This is a genomic window from Weissella diestrammenae (assembly GCF_014397255.1).
Lineage (GTDB): Bacteria > Bacillota > Bacilli > Lactobacillales > Lactobacillaceae > Weissella > Weissella diestrammenae.
The window spans coordinates 1,123,634-1,142,326 of record NZ_CP060724.1 but is presented as its reverse complement, the minus strand read 5'-3'; the positions used below and the strand labels follow the sequence as shown (position 1 = coordinate 1,142,326).

At 41.8% G+C, this 18,693-nt stretch carries 12 protein-coding genes and 1 tRNA gene; 1 reads left to right on the top strand and 12 read right to left on the bottom strand.

The window, feature by feature from the left end; translation table 11 throughout:
• Nucleotides 1-8: 8 nt before the first annotated feature.
• Nucleotides 9-1,445, bottom strand: coding sequence for an aspartate ammonia-lyase (locus tag H9L19_RS05555; protein ID WP_187528700.1), 1,437 nt, complete (start codon nucleotides 1,443-1,445; stop codon nucleotides 9-11).
• A 134-nt stretch (nucleotides 1,446-1,579) separates the two neighbouring features.
• Between H9L19_RS05555 and H9L19_RS05550 the strand changes: the two genes are divergently transcribed.
• Nucleotides 1,580-4,390, top strand: a complete 2,811-nt coding sequence (locus H9L19_RS05550) for a YfhO family protein (RefSeq protein WP_187528699.1) — start codon at nucleotides 1,580-1,582, stop codon at nucleotides 4,388-4,390.
• A gap of 64 nt (nucleotides 4,391-4,454) precedes the next feature.
• Here H9L19_RS05550 and H9L19_RS05545 read toward each other — a convergent pair whose 3' ends face one another.
• The 11 genes from H9L19_RS05545 to H9L19_RS05495 form a co-directional block, all read right to left on the bottom strand.
• Entirely contained in the window at nucleotides 4,455-4,763 is a 309-nt protein-coding gene (locus tag H9L19_RS05545; RefSeq protein ID WP_187528698.1) for a hypothetical protein, read from the bottom strand.
• A gap of 219 nt (nucleotides 4,764-4,982) precedes the next feature.
• Nucleotides 4,983-6,173 carry a WxL domain-containing protein gene (locus tag H9L19_RS05540; protein WP_187528697.1) on the bottom strand — a complete coding sequence of 397 codons (1,191 nt, stop codon included), beginning with the start codon at nucleotides 6,171-6,173 and terminating at the stop codon, nucleotides 4,983-4,985.
• A complete protein-coding gene (locus H9L19_RS05535; RefSeq protein WP_187528696.1) occupies nucleotides 6,161-6,820 on the bottom strand; it encodes a hypothetical protein in 660 nt (219 codons plus the stop codon). Before H9L19_RS05535 ends, H9L19_RS05540 begins: the two co-directional genes overlap by 13 nt.
• Nucleotides 6,820-7,188 (bottom strand): hypothetical protein, encoded by a 369-nt coding sequence (locus tag H9L19_RS05530; RefSeq protein ID WP_187528695.1) that lies wholly within the window; start codon nucleotides 7,186-7,188, stop codon nucleotides 6,820-6,822. Before H9L19_RS05530 ends, H9L19_RS05535 begins: the two co-directional genes overlap by 1 nt.
• Nucleotides 7,178-8,218 carry a WxLIP family cell surface protein gene (locus H9L19_RS05525; RefSeq protein WP_187528694.1) on the bottom strand — a complete coding sequence of 347 codons (1,041 nt, stop codon included), beginning with the start codon at nucleotides 8,216-8,218 and terminating at the stop codon, nucleotides 7,178-7,180. The genes H9L19_RS05530 and H9L19_RS05525 overlap by 11 nt, the downstream gene beginning before the upstream one ends.
• Before the next feature lie 75 nt (nucleotides 8,219-8,293).
• Entirely contained in the window at nucleotides 8,294-8,911 is a 618-nt protein-coding gene (locus tag H9L19_RS05520) for a WxL domain-containing protein (RefSeq protein WP_187528693.1), read from the bottom strand.
• A gap of 275 nt (nucleotides 8,912-9,186) precedes the next feature.
• Nucleotides 9,187-12,597 carry a beta strand repeat-containing protein gene (locus H9L19_RS05515; protein ID WP_187528692.1) on the bottom strand — a complete coding sequence of 1,137 codons (3,411 nt, stop codon included), beginning with the start codon at nucleotides 12,595-12,597 and terminating at the stop codon, nucleotides 9,187-9,189.
• Nucleotides 12,598-12,681: 84 nt separating this feature from the next.
• Nucleotides 12,682-15,954, bottom strand: coding sequence for a KxYKxGKxW signal peptide domain-containing protein (locus H9L19_RS05510; RefSeq protein WP_187528691.1), 3,273 nt, complete (start codon nucleotides 15,952-15,954; stop codon nucleotides 12,682-12,684).
• Nucleotides 15,955-16,212: 258 nt separating this feature from the next.
• Nucleotides 16,213-16,286 (bottom strand) — tRNA-Pro (locus H9L19_RS05505).
• Nucleotides 16,287-16,379: 93 nt separating this feature from the next.
• Entirely contained in the window at nucleotides 16,380-17,018 is a 639-nt protein-coding gene (locus H9L19_RS05500) for a copper homeostasis protein CutC (protein ID WP_187528690.1), read from the bottom strand.
• A gap of 103 nt (nucleotides 17,019-17,121) precedes the next feature.
• Nucleotides 17,122-18,399 carry a chloride channel protein gene (locus H9L19_RS05495; RefSeq protein ID WP_187528689.1) on the bottom strand — a complete coding sequence of 426 codons (1,278 nt, stop codon included), beginning with the start codon at nucleotides 18,397-18,399 and terminating at the stop codon, nucleotides 17,122-17,124.
• Between the last annotated feature and the right edge of the window lie 294 nt (nucleotides 18,400-18,693).

Genomic DNA, 18,693 nt, shown 5'->3' with positions numbered 1-18,693 from the left:
CCAGCAATTTAATCAGTCGTCGTTTCAGACAAAGGCCGTAACACTAAGCCGTGTTCTGGTGTGCGAGCATTAATCACAATTTCTTCAACGGCAAAAACGTGTTGTAAATCCTCAGCTGAAAAAAGACCAGAGTCAGCTGCAATTTCTCGGAGTGGCTGGCCCGTTTTCAACGACTGCTTGGCTAACTTGGTAGCTGGCGCATAACCAATAATTTTTGCCATCGCTGTCGCAAATGATGCAGATAAGTCAATATCTTTTGCTAAGCGGTCTTTATTTGGTGTGATACCAACGATGGCATGTTCACAAAAAGTATTCATTGCGCCTGTTAAATGGGTGATGGAGGCAAACAGGCGATAAAAAATAACCGGTTCAAACGCATTCAATTCCAGTTGACCAGCCTCAGATGCTGCTGATATCGTTGCATCATTACCTAAGACCTCAAAAGCGACCTGATTGACTACTTCTGGAATTACTGGATTGACCTTACCTGGCATAATTGAACTTCCCGCCTGACGAGCAGGTAAATTAATTTCGTTCAATCCAGACCGGGGACCAGAACTCAGAAGTCGCAAATCATTAGCAATTTTTGATAAATTAACAGCTAGACCTTTTAAACTACCTGATAAAGCCACTAGCCCGTCTAAATTTTGCGTGGCATCAAACAAATCATGCGCCTGCGACAGTTCCAAGCCTGTTATCTCGCCCAATTTAGGGACAATATGGGTTTGATAATGATATGACACATTGATTCCTGAGCCAATCGCTGACCCACCTAAATTTAGTTGATGTAAAGCCTGTTCGCTCACTTCAATCCGCGCTAAATCTCGTAATAATGGCTTCAACCAAGCGTGAAAACTGTTTCCCAATGTCATAGGCACTGCATCTTGGAGTTGGGTGCGTCCCATTTTATAAACCCTAACATTTTGATCAGCCTGGTTCCCCATTGCATCAATCAAAGTAGTTAATGATTGCTTCAATGGTGCTAATAGTCGTAATAAAGCCAGTTTACCCGCGCTCGGATATGTATCATTGGTACTTTGACCTAAATTGACATGATCATTAGGATTAACAAGCTGATACTTTCCCAATTGACCACCTAACCGTTCATTTGCCAAATTTGCAAGCACTTCGTTTACGTTCATATTTAATGATGTACCTGCACCACCTTGAATTGGATCCAAAGGCCACATGCTAAAATCAAGTGGTGATGTTAACAACTGTTCTGTGACTTGAACAATTGTCTTAGCAATTTTGGGATCTAAATCACCTGCCGCAGCATTGACTTTGGCGGCAGCTTGCTTAATTTCTAAAAAGGCCCGTATCATCTCAGGTTGACACTTTTCGCCAGTAATCGGGAAATTATCCATCGCTCGTTGTGTATGAATACCATAATAAACCGCTTTTGGTAGCCGCAATGTCCCTAACGAGTCCTTCTCAGTCCGCATGATAAACCATCCTTTTAATTTGATATGTTTCTTTAAATTATAAAGGACTATCAACATTTAAAGGCCTACTTTGTCAGCAAATTTCACATGCTATAATAAAGGCATGCATCGACACATCAACAAACGAGGTCATCATGACATTTCTTAAATTTTGGCGGCGCCCAATCGCCCACTATACATTGTTTTTTTTAATCATCGTGAGTCTGATTTTTGGTCCATTATTATTGACTCAAACCTCTTTAATTTGGAATGGTGATGGGATTACTCAGCATTATCCCGCCCTACTCCATTGGCAACAGGATTTAAAGCAACTTTTGTTTCACCATCAGTGGCCAGCCATGTGGCAATGGCAAATTGGCTTAGGACAGGATTATTTTCAAACCTTTTCCTATTATGTCATGGGGGATATTTTCACCTATCCAATTGTTTTTTTCAAAGCCAGTCAAGCCGCACACTACTATGACATCATGCTCATCGTCCGACTATATCTAGCTGGGCTGAGTTTTCTCATCGCGGCCCCTCATTTATTGCCTAACAAACAACATATGCCAAATTGGATTTTGAGTCTAGCGGCCATCACTTACGTATTTACTGGTTACACTGCTTTTAGTGCCTTCGAACATCCGTTTTTTATTAACCCCCTCATCATTTTCCCGCTCTTAATTTGGAGTCTCCTGCGCGTCTTACAAAGTGGGCACTGGCTATTCTTGCTGGTAATGGTCACTTGGACACTTTGGAATAATTTCTATTTTGCCTTCATTTTAGGCTTAAGTAGTTTTATTTTTTGGTTTGGTTATCATTTACTGCATCGACAATGGACACAATATCTTGTCCGAATAATCGGAACAACTATCCTTAGTTGCCTTATTGCTGCACCGTTGTTAATTCCCTCAATCCTGGCTACTTTCTCAGCTGCACGTGCCAATACAAAACTTGCTAATGGCTTGATTTTGTATCCTACAAGTTATTATTTGAACCTACCTGGTTCATTGATTGGTACACCAACTACGCCTAATTTTTGGGTCACTGGCGGCATTAGTTTTCTCAGTATCACCGCGATTGTCTTTGGCTGGCGCCGATTTGAAACTTTTCGTACTTACAACTATATCTGGATAACAGCTACTATCGGTTTAATGTTGCCAATCTTCGCTGCAATTTTCAATGGGGGCTCGTCGCCTTCAAATCGTTGGATGTTCGTCCTAAGTTTACCAATGGCGCTCATGACGATTAACTTACTCGTCCAACTCAAAACATTAACCAATCGCGACATCATGCTGACAGCCATTGTTGGCCTGGTCGCCACAATTTCGCTCTTCATCGCAAATCATTTTGATGTGAACAGCTCATTTGGTCTTTTGATTGCCATTTTTTGGGCGGGACTATGTCTGCTTTTGTTGATTATTCAGACCGACATAAAACACCAACCCCTGTTAATTGTCACCCTTACATTATTAAGCTTAGTCATGCTCATGACTCGTAATCATAGTGATGATAGTAATCCAAAAAAGTCAGTCTTAATGCCAATGCGCACGGTCCAAAAATTAACGCGTATGCAAGCTGACTATTCTGTGACACCTAATCAATTTGAACGCGTACAAATTGATAACCAACTCAGTAATTTAACCGGCGTTTCGCCTGCTAGTAACCTCCCCATTATTGGCCCAGTCAATAGTATTAATAGTTATTGGTCACTACAAAATGCCAATACATCATATCTAATGCAGACTGTTCAAAATCAAACTACAACACCCAACGATGTCACTGGTACCCTTGATGACCGAAATGTCTTGAGTAATATTTTGGGTGTTACAAACCGCTATGAAAATGATGATCAATCAATGCACCCAGCAAGCTATCAATCACAAATTAACCACACAATTAATCAGCAAACAGTCGCCACATCAAGAAATGTTTATCCTTTGATTTATGCGCCCATAACGATTGTTTCAACCAAGAATTTTCAACAATTAAACGCGACTCAAAGAGAGGCCACGCTTGCGGATAGTATCATTTTGAACCAGACCAAGTCTCATGCAACCTCTGATTTTAGTCGCCAGGTCATAACAACCAATATTTCCGTCAATGGTACTAAGCAATGGCAGAAAGAAGTTAACTTTCAATATCAAACGCATGCGAGTGTTTTGCCCGATGGCATTACCATTCAGGCAAATTCAAAATTAAGAGGCACTGAACTTCATTTAGAGCTGAGCCACTTGACATATCAACCCTTCACTTTGAGACAGCGCTATTTAAATGATTTATCAACCTACCAATTTAATTTCAAGCAACAACAACAAAATCCCCAGCACACTGCTGATTTGCGCTATAATCCAACTAGTTTTTCATACAATTGGTTTAAAAATAACATCACAAGCCCAGAAAAAAAGGTGAACGGTTATCAAATCGAAACCAGTTATTCAGGACATGATAATAGCCTATATCAACCCGGCAAGAATAACCTCTCGTTTTATCAACAACGTTCTGCTGTAACGGTCAATTTAGGCACCGCTAAAAAAGTAAATCAGAATCACTTTGTTCCCTTGATGTTTAGCCAACCTGGTACCTACCGCTTCAAGATTAAAGTCGTCGCCATACCAGTTGACCTACGTTTCAATCAAGTGGCACAACAAATTCAAACTCAAGCACCAAAAAAAATCAATATTAAGCGTGATCAGGTCACTACTGTAACAGACCAGAATCCAACTGGTTATTTGGCTACAACGATTCCCTATAGTTCTGGCTGGCAAAGCACAACTAACCAGCTTGTCAAATCAGGTACTGGTATGCTGGCCATTCGTTTACATGCCGGCCAAAACCAAATCCAATTACGCTATCAAACGCCTGGACTTAAGCTCGGAATTCTGCTTGCCTTGGCTGGCTGGTTAATCATTATCGGTATTTCAATTTGGTTAATAATCTACAAAATCAAAATATCAGCTCACTAAGGCATCAATAAAATAACGACTGTTTTGAAAGCACACATACTTTCAAAACGGTCGTTATTATTTTTTAGATACCATCTTGGGCAAACCATTTAGGTAATGGTAACCAATCTCCAGTTTTTTTCGACTGTACCTCAAAGTGAGACACATCATAAATCGTTTTCCGATCGCCATCTAAGGGTGACCAATATGTCTCATCTGCTCGGCGAATGACATCCCAATATGGCAGCTCATACGTTTTCCCATTGGGTTCCCGTACAGCAAAGCCTGGGTCTTGGTGAATCGTCTTTTCTCCCACCAAAGGACTTACATTTGCTAATTGATTGATCATATCCACGAAGGTATCACTGCTAATTTGTTCCAATTCTTTAGTCATCGTATGCCATCCTTATCTTATTTATTTTAGCATAAACCTTAGTGAAGTTGTCATTGGACAACAGTGGATTGGGTTCCTCAATACCATGTAATAACAGCCTATAATTACTTTGATACACCTAATAATAACTGGCAATCCAAAATAAAAAGACATATAGATTGTAAGCGCCAAACCATAATTTTAGCTAACTTAGCAATCTATGTGTCCTTAGATATAAAATTATTGTGCTGTTGGTACTGCGACTTGATTTGATGACAAATTCCAAGTCACCGTGCTAATGAAACGTTGATGATTAAAAATATCAATATTTGGATTAGCATTCAACAACAGCTGCGCTTTAATCGGCCAAACAGCAGGCTTGGTCTTTGCTGAAGTAGCAACTGTCACTGGTGTGTTATTATCAATCAAGTCAGTGTTACTGGTATCTAAATCACTGATTAACCGCAACACATTTCCAGCTACTAGATTCGTCCCAGTTACTGTCTTATATGGTGTCATATTAACTGTTAGTTGCCAATCATTTGCTCCAACTCGGGTATCACTGATTGCTAAATTAGACGTCACTTCGGGCTTTTTTGCAGCATTTTTTGTTCCGTTATAAACCTGACTCACGTTGATATCACCGAAATTAAAATTGGGAACTTGGTCTAACGACAACTTACCCGCTGGCTTTGTCACCTGTAATTCAGCCACGTTTGAACTCACAGTAATAGTGTTGTCTGCTCGTTTCTTTGAATCATCAGAGGCCGTTGTTGTAAAGGTCACTTGTGCACGATATGGTTTACCTTTGGTCGTGGCTGCAGCTGCATCCTTCATAAAGGAACTATCACGCGCAAAGGTCAAAATATTTTGGTCACTATTTAATGCATCAATAGTTGCAATGGTACCAGAAGTATGGGTGACACCTTGCGCAGTAGTTGGTGTGGTTAATTTTTTACCATCACCATCAAAGAATTGCCACTGATATTTCCATGGATTTGTACTCTCCGATGCTGTCTGCAAATCGCTCAATCCAGAAACTTGCCATTTAAGACCTGCATCCTGGGCAACTCGACTAGCTGCTAAGCCACCAACAGCCACCGGTGCGCTAGCCGAGTTACGGCTCGGCGTCGATGTATCACCAGCGATTGCCGCTACTTTTGCCGGATAACCGGCGACTGCTGTATCTTTATTGACGAAAGTTGCTGGATCAACATACGTCTTATCAAAAACAAATTTAGTTTGACGACCATTCGCTGGCAAGTACGTTGTTTTATAACTACCTGTTTGCCATTGAACCAAATCAGTCGAATTATTTGGCGTGATATTGGCTTTTGAGTCATACGCAACAGTTGAGAAAACAACTGGTGTTACTGAGATTGCTAGATTAGTCGAGGGAACAGGTTTCGGTAAAACAACTACCTTAGCCATTTTAGTATAGTAAGTAGACCCAAATATCCCCAGTTACTATACGAAAATTGAAAATAATATGTTCCCTCCGTCAAATTGTCACTAAATGTTACGCTTTTTAATTGACCAATTCCGGTTGCATCTTTCGTCCCAGATGATGTCGGACCGGACCATTGATTACTTGCGTCCAACTTCCATTCCTGCTGCGTCACCCCTTTTGACGAAAGAAAACCTGCTGCGATTTGCAAATTGAAATTCACAGTTGTACCTGAAACAACATATTGTTCAGCCTGTGGTTGAATGGTGAATCCTTCGCGAAGTGTAAATACAATCCAGATGCCTCCATTAGACGGCTTATTTGCATTAGAAGGTGGTTGAATCTCATCCCTTACCATCCGACTTTGCACTTGCTTGGCAATCGCATTACCTTGATCAGCTTGTGTAGGTTCCATCGCATTATCGGTTGAACTAGGCTGAGTTTGTGATTCAGAACGATTGACTTCAGACACTGACTGACTCGAACTTGTATCAGTTGTCGGACTTGCAGCACTCGTTGATGATGCAGGTGCACTACTATCGGCACTAATTGCCATTGGCTGTGTCAAATTGACTAATGATCCTGCCAAAAGAAGCGTTAATACTAGTCGCGTCATATTTTTTCGTACCATTATCGCTCCCTCCTTTGACGTGAATCAGTTTTTGATCGGCCAAAATGTATTAACATGAATAGTAACATCACAATCAGCCAACTCAACAAAGATACTTGTGTTGCCGCTGTCATTGGCAAATCACCATTTTTCGCAGTAGCTACGTATTGAATTTCTTGTCCATTTTTGGGAATCGCTGGTTGTCCAACATTACCAGTATTTGGCAAATCAGGATGCGTTTTGTCTAAATCAATGTCAAAAGTAACTGAACTCGTATTCTGTTCATTAATATCAGCCCAACCGACTGACTGCATACTGAAAAACAAAGCACTAGCCAAAAATGTTCCGAAAACCAACATTATGCTTTTAATTAATGTTTTATTCGTCATCTTTCTCTACACTCCTTCGACGACCTAATAGGTACGCCCCGAGCGCAATTAATACAATTAAGATAACCGCAAGTAATCCCCAAAGCCATATATATGGTATCGATTCTGAATTGGCAAGTCGCTTACTAATCTTTTGACGAGTTGTACCATCAATCGTGAAATTACGTGCTAAGTTAAATGTTTTCTTGCCTGATACCATTTTGACGTGCAATGTATATGTGCCCTTTGCTGGTACGACATTTTTCGTATCAATTGCGTAGTTAAATGTTGATTGTGGTGCCATTGCTAAATCTTTAGCCTGCTTTTCATACAAGCGCTTAGTCTGACCCCGCTTGGTAACCCAAGCGTCCATCTTGATTTTACCAAACATAACAGGCTCACTATTTTCAATACGCCCACTGATTTGTGGCTGTCCGCCACTTGTGTCCAAACCGGCCTTGGTTAACGCCACTTTAGGACTGATAGTTTCATCCGGATCTTGTGTTAAAACAGCCGGAACCGTCATTGCAAATGTATTTTTAATACCAAATGATTGGTTCGTTGTTTCGGTTTTGGTCACCTTCTTGACATAAACACTTCCAAGAATTGTACCACGATAACCTTTTTTAGGAATTTTGACATTGAAAGTCACGTTCTTTGATTGACCAGGTTCAATTGAAAACTTTTGAGAACGGTCTGCTTTACTGGTCAAACTAGGCAATAAAGTTTTAGCGCCTTTAACCATTTTCTGTTTACTTGGTGTATAATCGATTGCCCCAGTATTACTGGTTGATGCGGTTACTAATTGTGCTTTAAATTGGTTCGCATTTTTCGTATCCAGATTCTGAACCGTAACCGTCAATTGATACGTTTTTCCCGCATCAGTTTTTAATGAAAAGTACCCCAAATCATTTTGTGTTTGCCCTGAACCATACACAGGTGAAACCGTAAAATCAGCTCCCTCGGCGTGCACATGTGGAACAGTACTCACTAATCCCAATAGTAATCCCGCAACACTAAGCCAGGTCATTAATTTTAATTTTTTTAACAAGTTAATAACCTCCAAAAAAAATAAGGTGCCGGGCAACCAAGATTGCCTGCCCCTTATCATGACGTTTCATTAAGTTTAGTTAGCTGCGGATGCAACTGGTTGTGTTGATGACAAGTTCCAGTTGATTGTTGACGTAAACTGTTGACCCTTTGTCAAAACTGCTGAAGCGTTAGCTCCCATATCTAGTTTTGTATCAGTTCCCTTAATAGCAAAGACGTCATTACCGTGCTTAGCATTACCAGTGGCGATTGAAGCAGATGATCCATCACCCTTGATGTTAGCATCCACTGTCTCACCCAAAGTACCAGTTGTTGTAAACTTCAAAGCTGAGTCAGATGACAAAGTTGTTGATGAACCATCTGAGAAGGCTCCCATTGTTGCTGTTAATGACCAGTCTGACGTTCCCAAACGGTTGTCGTCAATTTCAAGTGTTGAATCATTAGTTGCTGCCTTATTTGCAAAACCAGAGAAAATTTCACTTGACTTAACTTCACCAAAGCTAAAGCTTGGAACAGACTTCAATACAAGACTTCCACTTGGATCTGTTGGATCTGTTGGGTCTTTAGCAATAACTGAAAAGTCAGCTGTTGAATCTACTGGTTTTATTGCATCAGCAGATGCTTGTCCAAAAGCCAAAATGGCTGGGCTCAACAAAGTTGCAAGTGAAATAGCTGCGAAAGCTTTTGTCTTCATAATAAATACTCCCCTTTGATAACATATCTATAATAATATACTTATACCAATACTATGGAAAAATTCTACTACCTGTATATCTTTCCTTACCTATATACTAACATATTGTAAGAGAATAGTACAATACTTTTATATAACATAAATAATATTATTATATTTCTTCTATAAATAATTATAGAACCTTCTTCTGAAAATGCAAAAAAGACTGACATGTCAACAATAAAACATGCCAGTCTTTTTTATTTAATTTCTATGAAATTAATCATTTTAATTGTTTATTTATCTTCCTTACGACGTTTAGCAATTACTAGCATCAGACCTGCTACCAATGCTGACAAAGCCATGAGAAGCTCACTATCCTTTTGAACAGTGTCCGCATCTAAACGACTACCAGTATTTGGTAATATCTTGTCTGATTGTCCATCAGCCTTAGACTGAATCAATCGCTTTGATGCTGTTCTTGTAGCGGCACTCGCGTTCGAACCAGCTTCACTCGCGTCAGAAGTTGTCGCACTCGCCGCACTTGAAGCAGCTGAACTGGCTTGACTTGCCTCGCTGGCGGCACTTGAAGCACTTGAGCTGGCTGCACTTTGAACATTAGCAGCTGAACTTGCGATTGCAGCGGCACTACTTGCAGCGCTTGCAGCGGTTTGACCATCTTGTGCTGCACTTGAGGCAACACTAGCGGCGCTACTTGCGACTGAAGCGGCTGAACTTGCCACACTTTCTTCATTAACTGCTGTATCAGCATATGATTGTGCAACTGAGGCAGCTGAACTTGCCACACTGTTGTACTCGCTAGCAGCTGAACTGTCACCTACGGTGGCGGCACTAGCAGCCTTTGAGGCATTCTCATTGGCGATACTTACAGCTGAACTGGCTTGTTCATTGGCTGTACTTGCAGCAGTTGCAGCGGAGCTGGCATCACTGGCAGCACTTGAGGCAACCACACTAGCACTACTTGCGATTGAGACAGCTGTTGAAGCAGCACTTGAAGCTTCAGCGATTTCAGCAGCGGCTGATGAAACAACCGCATTACTCTCATTTTCACTAGCTAATTGGGCCACTTCGCTGGCTTGGCTTGCGATTTCACTTGCAGCACTTGAAGCATCTTGTGCTGATGACTGTGCTTCACTGGCTGATTCACTGGCATTATCTGCGTATGAACTTGCCTTATCACTACCACTAACTGCGATACTTGCAGCACTACTTGCAGCTGATGTTGCTTGTGATGCAGCGCTTGAAGCAGTACTTGCAGCGCTCGAAGCATCACTAGCAGCTGAACTTGCTGTTGATGTGGCACTACTTGCTACACTGGCAGCTGAGCTAGCGACTGAGGCCGCACTTGAGGCGTCATCAGCGGCACTGCTTGCTACTGAATTGTAACTTGAAGCAGCTGAACTATCACCAGCTGAGGCCGCACTTGAAGCAGCTGAACTGGCTTGACTTGCCTCGCTGGCGGCACTTGAAGCTTCACTAGTTGCCTCACCAGACCAATTCATCAACGTCACTGTGGCCGTTTGGTCGGCTAGTGCTGTAAACGTAGCTGGAATTGAACTATTTGCTGCATCAATTGAATAACCAGTTTGAACGAGTCCAGATGTACTTGGATCATAAGTTACTGCGCCATCTGTTACCCCTTTAATCACATCTGTTGCAATTGTTGCACCAGTACTTGCATCAACATACCGTACTGTAATACTTTGAACATCAGCCGTATACGTGACTGTCGTTGATTGTGCAGCCGGCATACTTGTTGCTGTTTGACCATAATTCCCATTAATAACACTTTGACTAGCTGTATATCCAGCAACCTCTGGTGTCACAATTGAGACATCATCCCCAACCCGTGTATAAGTGATGACACCTGTGTAATCATCTTTATCAGTTGTATACGTAATCGGTGCCGTTACTGACGCCGGAGTAGCACTACCAGCACCTGCATAAGTAACTGTCTGTGCGACTGTTACTGTCCCTGCAGTGTGATTATGTGTCACATAGACTGTCCCAGTTTGTTGGCTATCAGCTGTGAATGTCGTAGGTACATCAGCACTTGCAATCGTTAAACCATTTGGTAATTTCGTAGCAGGGTCAAAACTGGCAGTACCATTAGTGACACCAGAAATGGTTGTTGTCGCCACAACTTGATTACCATTATCTTTATCAAGATATGACACAATGATTTGTTGTGCATCGGCACTATATGTCACAGCAAGCATTTGATTGGTTGGCGCACTAGTCATTGTATCTGCATAACCAGAAGTACCTGCTTGTGAAATCGAGTAGCCCGCAATCGTTGGAACGGTTATCGTTGGGTTAGTACTTGTTCGAGTATAGACGGTCGTTTGTGCCACCAGATCAGTATCAGAAGCGAATGTAACTTCTGTGATCGTATCGGTTGGTGTCAAACTACCCGCACCTGTATAGGTGACTGTCTGGATTGCTGTTGCTGTACCAATGGCATGCGCATGCGCAAGGTGCACTGTAATTGATTGCGTTTGACTATCATTGTCATCAGCAACAGTCGCCCCTTCAGTTGTCACTAGGACATAATGTGTTGGAATATCAGCGGTAAAATTAATACTTTGATCACTTGGAACTTGCAGTGTCTGTATCGCACCGACTTGTGCGCCAGCATTATCATCATCAACATACTTAACTGTAATTTGTTGCTCGTTAGCAGTATATGTCACATTGGTTGTGATTCCAACCGGTTGCGTCGTACTCGTTTGATAAGCTGTTACTGGTACACTAGCAACACTTGCTGTATAACCCGCAATAATTGGTGATACCAATGCATCCCCACCACTAACAGGCGTATAAGTCGTTGTCTGTAATGCTTCATCGGTCACTGTATCGAAATGAATAACTTGCGTTTGATTGGCCGGCGTTTTAGCGCTTGGCAAGCCAGAATACGTGACCGTTTGTGTGACTTCATACGTGCCATTAGTCATCACGTGATTCAAAGTCACAGTTGCTGTTTGATTGGCTGATGCTGTCAAAGCGGTTGGTATCACACTCGACGCATCAATTGTGTAACCGGTTGGTACTCTACCGGACGTTGCAGGATTATAACTCACAGCTTGATCGGTTACACCGTTAAAAGTATCAGTCGCAATCACATCACCTGTAATCGCATCAACGTAATTAATTGTTAGCGTTTGAGGCTCTGCCGTATATGTCACAATCACCGTCTGATCTGAAGGCGCTGAACTAAGCGTGGTTGCATAACCCCCATTAATTGTCCCTGTTTGATCTGCACGATACCCAGCAATTGTTGGCACTGTCACGCTGACATCATTTCCAACACGCGTATATGTTGTCACACCAGTCACTTGATCTAAATCAGCCGCATAACTAACGACTTGACTTTGTGCCTCAGGATTTGTTTTTGCACCTGTGAAATTAACCTGCAGTGTGGCTTGAACCGTACTTTGTGTGTGTGCATGTTTGAGGTGAATCGTAATACTTTGATTAGCATCTGCTGTTGTCTGATACGAAATCGTACTTTGTCCACTATCAACTAACAAATAACCGCCAGATACGTCTGGGGTAATTGTCAATGTTTTATCAGTCGTTGATGCTACGGTTGTGTTTTTTGCCGTAATAGTGGCGCCACCATTATCATCATCAACATAATTAACCGTAACCGTTTGTGCATCCGCCACATAACTGATTGTAAACACTTGTGGTGTCGCATCAGTTGTATTGTTAGCCCCATTTGATGTTTCATCAAACGGGGTTGCCGCAATCGCTGCACTTAGTGACGACTAAGTCTTATCACCAACCTTGACAGTATACGTATAGCCCGTTCGTGCTAATTGCGCATCAGTTGTTGTCGTCGACATTGATGTACCAGACTTTCCCGTCATTGTGCCATAATTTTGTGCACCCAAGGGATCTGTCATATCAGTCACAATAGAGGCTGATTGCGAATCAGCTGAAGAGACAATATAGAGCGTATGCGTATATGACCCATCACTTTGTAATGTGGCACCGTCAATTGACCATGTGTCAGGAATGGCTGTACCCAGAGAATCCAAATAATATTGACCAGAAGCACTATATCCATCGCTTAACCACCCCACCTGATGGAACAATTGGGTTGCAGTCGCTGGGTCAGCGGTCGTTAACCCACCATCACCAGTCAGGCCAGCCATCGCGGTCGAGTCACCATTTTTTGCAATATTGTTGTTCTCTGCTGATGAAATAATATAGTACAAATCACCCGAACTATCGATTACTGTGCCTAATATTCCAACGGGTTGGAAATTAAAATCACTCGCAGGAACAATTGTTTCGGTCTTCAGGTTAATCGCCACGTCAACTGCTTTAACCAAATTAGCATATGCCGTATTGACATCTAACTGAGAGGCATTGACATCAGCTAAAACAGTCTGCGCTGCTGTTAAGGTACTACCAGCTAATGCCGATTGAGTCGCACTGCCGCTAACACGATTGACTAAAATTGTTAAATCAGTTGTCGTCACATTTTGATAAGCGACCTTAGTTGTTACTATCCCACTCATAGCCGAAATACCAGTCACAGCCATTGAATAGTTTTCTTCAGTAAAGCTACCTGATGCCGTCGTCGATAAATTAGGATCAGTTGCTTCAAAGCTAGCTGTCGCTGTAATCGTTGTTGACAGGTTAGATTGTGCACGCAATTGCGAAAAGACTGTTTGTAGCTGTTGGGCAAAAGTAATGTTGTCCTTACTGATTGTCGTCATCATTGATTGGATAGAACTACCAATTGAATTTGCTGAGGTATTAATTTGGGTAGTAATCAAGTTCAAAAGAATCCCACCGATGATACCCAAATTGCCTTGGTTTTTAACCATCGTTTGGAACTTAGAGGCATCAGTGGTCCCAACATATTCAGCTGAATAACGGGTAGCGGCTTGATCTGCCAGTGTTTGTTGTCCTTGTCCCAAGGTTAACAAAAAGTTCTTGATTGCTAAATCGGATTCTGTCGTACCAGTAATGGCATTGGCTACATTCGTATAACTTGTTGCGATTGATACCGCAATACTTTGAATTTGGGCATCCACTGTTTGCTGTGTATAACGTGCAATTAAATCAATGGCAGTAGCTGTTAAAGGATCGTTTGTGCCATTATATGCATTGTATGCAACTTCCATAAATGAAACAACGAACTGGGGAATCACCGTTGTTGAATAAACATTGATCTCATTTTGCATCTCATTCAATGACGTAATCAGTTTTTGTAAAGGCGCTGTCAAATTAGCACTAGCGATTAACCCTGGATCAAGCTTTAAGTTAATCACATAAGTCCCATCTTGATTTTGAACAATTGGTGCTAAGAAGGTTGATTCTGAAAAGGTTTTTGTATCTTGCATCAAGGCAATGATGTAATTAACTTGAGCTTGGATGTCATCCAAGTTCAAATTCAAAGCCGGGATAAACGCTGAAGGTTTCCCAGACTTATATAAACTGGCCACAGCTTGAAATTCAGCATTGTTGGTCGCTAATTCAGTCGCATAGCTAGCAGCGGCATGCATCATCGTCGCATAACTCGTGCTAACACCAGAAACGGCTGCCATACTATTAAACATCGTCGCCATCGAGTTCAAATCACCACTATTAAAATGACTAAATGAGCCGCTTGCATCGATGGTAATCAACTTGTTTGCTTCTTGATTCGCTTCAACTGCCGAAATAGCATTCACTATATCTTGTTGTGCGGCAGCTGCGGCAGACGCGGCAGATGTGGCACTTGATTGAACGCTTATGGCTGAATTGGCAAGTGAATTGGCGACAGACGCGGCGTTACTTGCAGCAGATGAACTGGCTAATGCTGCTGTATAAGCACTGGCGGCTGAACTAGCAGCAGTTGATTGGACATCAACGCTGGCCGCAAATGATTGTAAAGCGGATAAATTAGCATCATCTATCAGCGTACCGTCAGCGTATGATGCAGCTTTATGCGCATAAGAGGCAGCAGCCGTATAATTCCCAGCATTTGCTGCCGAGGCAGCACTAGCAATCGCTGCTGATTCTGATTGATAACTCCCGTAACCAGTTTTACCAGAAAATACACCCGATCCAGCTGCACTGGTCTTCGTACCTATCAATGGTATTGTGTCAAATGTCACATTATTAGCATCTGCGATGGCCTGACTTGTTACGGCTTGCAAAGCAGCGAGTGCGGCTTGGCTAGCTGCTGATTGAGCAGCCATGACTTGTGCGTATGAGCTAGCTGCACTGGTTGCCGATGCAGCCTGACTAATAGCTGTCGATTTAGCGGCAGCTGCACTACTAGCAACACTTTGCGCCGAAGATAATTCCGCCCGAACAGCTGCGAGTGAGTCAAAGGATAAATCAGCTGTGCTACCACCAGCGGTCGTGGCTGTTGTACCATCAGATGACGGCGTCACATCAGCTAAACTTGTCGTTTGACTAACCGGTGATGTCACAACGACTTGCGCCGTTGTATCAGTTGCTGGATCAATTGCGCCTGAAAATGACCCCGAAATATCGACAGGTCGTGTTTGCGGGTCGGTTGCATTCGCAGTAATGGCACCTTGATCATTGGCTTGTGAAGCAGTACTATCCCCTGCGCTTGTTGCAAGACTTGGATAAGCATCACTTGAAACTGTTCCTGTCGTATAAGTTGTGTCTGGATGCGCCGAAACTTGTGCATTTGCAGCACTGACTGCATTATCGGCTTGCGAAGTGGCTGAATTGTCTCCAGATACGCCGGTTCCGGTCGCAGTTGTAGTGCCGTTACTAGTCGTCTGTTCCGTCTCGGCTGTCGTGTCAGCACTAGCATCAGTTGGCATGATAGCCGCCCCAGTTACGCCAGCAGAAAACATTGAAATCAGCACTAATCCAGCCTTCAACCAGTTCGCATCGGATTTGTGCACATATTCTGGCACGTGGCGCTTATCAAAATGGTCCGTCACCATTTCTGAAATATCGGATATAATCCCAGAATCTGATGCTTTGACCCACGTTTTTTTATCTTTATACATTTTAAAACGTGGTTGATAATCTTTCTTTTTTTGGTTATTTTTTCCCATAACGCACCCCTTTAATAAGATATAATTCATCTTCAAATATACCGCTTAAAATGTTTATTTGCTAATGATAAGTGTCATTTATACTTACTTAATTTAAGGGAATTTTTACGTTTTGTATTATTGTTTTTTTTTGCAAAAAAAAAACATATTAATACATTTTCAATATGTATACATAATTATGCAATATAAATTTATAAATATTATTCATTTTATTGCATAATAAAAAAACCAACCCATTTCTGAGTTGGTTTACTTTGATCGGGACGACAGGATTCGAACCTGCGACCCCCTGGTCCCAAACCAGGTGCTCTACCAAGCTGAGCTACATCCCGAGATAATAGATAAATTGTTTTTTTGCTTTCAATTAGCTCAAAAACAACATCTATTATTATACTACCTTTACACGGTAAAATTCAAGCATTAATTTAGTCTAGTCGGACAATCTTCGACCCATGAACCTGTAAGCACGCCAGCGCCTGTGCTATGTGCTCAGCATTCTCATATGTGATACCACCGCCCGGTAAAATCTCAATGCGTCCATTGGCGTCAATAATCGTTTGCTTAAGCTTTGGCAACGTTTCCGTTATTGGCTCTGATAATTGGCCGCCATGCATTAAGATGCGTTGGACACCCTGCTGAACCAACCAGTCAATTGCTGGTAATTGTGCATCATCAGATAGGTCGTCAAAGGCCATATGCATGACGACCTGCATTGGTTTTGCTAACTGAATTAATTGCGTCATGCGTTGCTCATCTAAATGATTCTGTTTTGTTAAGATGCCAAACGTCACAGTTGATATACCAACTGTTTTTAAGGCTAAAATTGTCGCTTTCATCTCTTCAAATTCAGCATTATTATAGACAAAGTCGCCAGCGCGGGGACGCACCATCACGACAAGTTCGACCTGTTCCTGATTAGCTAACGTATAGACCTGTTTTACCAACTTTAAATCAGGTGTTAGTCCACCTAAATCCAGGCGGCTATTTAGCTCAATGCGATCAACATGTGCCACAATTGCTCGTTTAGCTGTCGTCAAATCTTGCAAAGCAATTTCTCTTATCATCTTTAACCTCACATGAAAAATATTCATAGTTATTCGGATCTTCGTGTAAAATTTTTACCAACAAATATAACCGAGTCGTTCCATACTCGCAATGAATCTTAGTTTAATTTCTTTTTCTGAGCACGATTTGTGAACTCACATATGCTAAGGCGACGCCTAGACCCAGCGGCAAGAAGGCAGAATAGTTCAAATGGCTCACTTCAAAGATCATAAACAAAGCCATTAAAGGCGCTTGCTGTGATGCTGCTAGTAAAATCCCGGCCCCTAATAATGCGGTCTGACTTAGTGGCAATGCGATTCCCATCAGATTAAATCCAACACCAATTAAAACACCTAAAGCTGACCCAATAGCAATGGATGGTGTCAAAGTCCCGCCAGCCGCCCCTGAGCGAATCGTCAATACCGTCACAATCGCTTTGACCATTGCACCAAACACCAACATGCCAATGAACATCTGTTGATTATAATTCATAGAGAGCTGAGCCAATGCTCGACCATTACCCATAATTTGTGGAAAACGCATTGCTACAATTCCGGTAAGTACTGCTGCCAGCGGTAATTGCCAGAGAATATTTTTATCCTTACTTTGTTGTTTTTCTGCCCATTTAAATGTTTGTCGAAAGAATGCGCCAGCAATTCCGATCAATGGCCCTGCAATTATAACAAACGGTAAAATAATCAGTGTAAAGTGCGTGTCATGAATTAAATAATAGGGTTTAAACCCTTTAACCAACGAGCCGACTAACATTGCAATAATCGACATACTTAAACTTACAGTCACGGTTTTAGGTGAAATTTGCTTCAATAAAATTTCAACGCAGAATAACATACCAGTAATTGGTGCAATATAAATACCCGCAAATCCGGCACCAGCCGCGGCTGCAATCAATAAGCGCTGATTTTCTTGAGTCAAGTTTGGTAATCCCAGTCTATTAACCAAATGTGACCACCGCTGCGCCAGCATAGCCCCAGCCTCTCGAGGTGCCAATTCACGTCCAACAGATCCGCCAGTACCCACAAACATAATTTGCGTGATGACATCAATCACCGTTTGAACCCAAGGCATTTTTTCGCCTTTCAAGGCTTGATTAATCCCAATTACTGGTTTATATCTTGTACGCAAGAAATACCATACAACTGCAGCAATCACACCACCAATAACGACTGAAATCAAACGGTGGCCACCCGTAATCATCGTTGCACTGGGCGCTGCCGATGTTTCTTCAAAACTTAAAAATAACCGTTCAATCCCATCTAAAAATAAACTAAGCACTAACGCGCTCAACCCAACAATCACACCTAAGACAATTGTTGAAATAATTAAGATACGCGTTTGTTCATCACTTTTATTTTTTGATTGTTTATTTTGTACACTTTCCATTCATTCTCTCCCTCGTTAGCATAACCTATATATTATACCGCGATTACTCTCTGAGGGCGTAAGTGTTAATAAGTTTTATGGTGACATTTAATGACTATACAATATAAAAAACGTTGTTTTTAAACAAACCGATACAACTCATCACAATTCGTGCTGAATGCTATCCCTCCTTTTTCAAGCGTGATAGCACTGTATTAAGCTATAAATCCCTTTAGTATTTTTCATATGTTATTGATCAATGACATATACACAGTCTGCACTAAGATTTATTATGGATACCACATATCAATATAA